General features: G+C 39.9%; 3 protein-coding genes. 2 read left to right on the forward strand and 1 reads right to left on the reverse strand.

The window, feature by feature from the left end; all coding sequences use genetic code 11:
• Positions 1–834 precede the first annotated feature (834 nt).
• Together MICAI_RS15700 and MICAI_RS15705 are read left to right on the forward strand one after the other, a co-directional pair.
• Positions 835–1,146, forward strand: a complete 312-nt coding sequence (locus MICAI_RS15700) for a hypothetical protein (RefSeq protein WP_008203883.1) — start codon at positions 835–837, stop codon at positions 1,144–1,146.
• Positions 1,147–1,150: 4 nt separating this feature from the next.
• Positions 1,151–1,363 carry a hypothetical protein gene (locus MICAI_RS15705; protein ID WP_008203884.1) on the forward strand — a complete coding sequence of 71 codons (213 nt, stop codon included), beginning with the start codon at positions 1,151–1,153 and terminating at the stop codon, positions 1,361–1,363.
• 84 nt (positions 1,364–1,447) lie between these two features.
• Here MICAI_RS15705 and MICAI_RS15710 read toward each other — a convergent pair whose 3' ends face one another.
• Positions 1,448–1,933, reverse strand: a complete 486-nt coding sequence (locus MICAI_RS15710; protein WP_039900286.1) for a MarR family transcriptional regulator — start codon at positions 1,931–1,933, stop codon at positions 1,448–1,450.
• Positions 1,934–2,054 lie beyond the last annotated feature (121 nt).

Genomic DNA, 2,054 nt, shown 5'->3' on the forward strand with positions numbered 1-2,054 from the left:
TTTTCTCGTGGCCTCTTGATTTTATGCCAGATACTCAATCGCTGTAATCAAGATATAGCAAGGGTTTTAGACTGTTATATAAGAATTACATATATACTACAAATTTAATTTCGGATATAACTTATATAGTACATCAGAGTAGTACAGATTTGATTAGTGTTTAAGCTGCGTCCACCAGTGAGCTGCTGGTAATAGTGGCTAATGTAGATACAGAACCATAGGTGCTGCTAATAGCACGTTGCATTAACTCATACTGGCTAGTGTTGATACAAACCCTACGGGTTTGCTAATAGCACGTTGCATTAACCACACATAAAAGCAGGCAGCAGAGATGGCTGTATGGACTCTACATACAACGTTAACGAGTCGGGGTGATATCAGGCTGTCATCAAGTGTCGTTGTCAGTCTGACAACAAAAAGAGACAGACTGTCTCCAAGTGTCTGAGAGGGGCAAAAAAAGGACTGAGGGGATGTATCCCCTCAGACTCCCCTCATAGCAAGTCTTAATCCTAATCCGGGCGTGTTCGCCCGTCATAAGGTGTTAACAGGTTATTGAATTAAAAAAGCTTCATAAATTAGCGAGTGCCGGGAGTCTGTCTTAGCATCAATGACAAAACGTAAATGCTGTCATTTTTGGGCTGATCTATGTTCCCGGCTGACACGCCCATCATAGTCCCGGGATGACACTTGCTAAAGTCAGCGCCCGGACTTAATTTAAAATTAGCAAAGATTTCTGGTTTTGTCAATACCTCAAAAAAACTTTTTCTAAGGGGTTGACAATATCTTGTTAACAGGTTAACGTAAGAGATATAAACCTGTTAACGAGTTACTGCCATGACACTTAAATCGACAAAAGGAGGCCGGGGTCATGTTGCCCCTTATGAAACCACACACGCCCGGATACCAGTTGCAATAAAGTCTTATGTGAATTTTGTCTCTGATAGTTTTAAACAATCTGTAGAGGATGGTACTGATGGTAACTTTGTATTAACTCTAGAGTCCACAATGGAAAATATTACTATGAATAAAGCTGTTAACGAGAATAATATTAGACAATTAGCCTTAGAAGTGGTAAAATTAAAGAAGCAAAAAAAATCCACTAAAGTTGCACTTGATAACTTGTTAACAGCTATATTAGGAGAGTAAAGTAATGGAAGACTTGTCAAATAAACGGTATTTTTGGATCCAGATGGGTCCAGAGTTAGCTGATTACTTAATAGAACACTGCAAAGAAGACTGGTTAGAACGCGATTTCAAAACATTTAACATTGAAAGGTGGTTTGAAGTGTTAGAAAAGGCTAATGATAAATTTAAAACAAAGAACTCTCCTGATATGCCTTTACCAGAAGATAAAAGTTGTTAACAACTTATGGGCAACACGCCCGGATTAGGATTAAGACTTGCTGTGAGGGGAGTCTGAGGGGATACGTCCCCTCAGTCCTTAGCTCTAAGCTGAAGCTTGATGATGTTCTGAGTTGACCAATGCCCAATCTTCCTCTAGTTCCTTTAAGTCTTTGGCCTTGGTTTTGAAAACTATGTGAGGGTTAACCATGTAAACCTTTTTGCGTCCTGGCGTGTCAAGCAAGGTTATAAAGCCACGGCCTTCTAGCTTCTGTAGCGATCGAGAAATATTAGCTCGATCAATCCCTAACAATTCTCCCATCTCTGTTTGAGACAGGCTGAAAAAATTCTCATAGCCTAGCTTGGTTAGGATTAGCAGCAATACCCGATGGTCAGTTAGATTTAACTCCCTGTCCTTGGCCATTTCCAAGAGAACATCTTGGAATACCCGGATATAACTTCCCTTGCCTCTCAAGTGCCTTTTCTCCCAACTGTAGAAAACCGCGTGAACGTCTTGTGGTACTTCGATTGTGATTGATCGATCATTATCTGTCATCATAGCACTGGTTTTGTTTAGTGTTTCTTCAAACATGATAGCGTGTTTTGGGAAACACTATACTATCTCTTGGAATCCTTACACCATAAGGATTCCAGTTTTTTCCCCTTCTTGTATCTTTATATATAGATCTATTAAGGGCGCAGCCTTAAGAAAA

This window comes from Microcystis sp. T1-4 (genome assembly GCF_000297435.1).
Taxonomy (GTDB): domain Bacteria; phylum Cyanobacteriota; class Cyanobacteriia; order Cyanobacteriales; family Microcystaceae; genus Microcystis.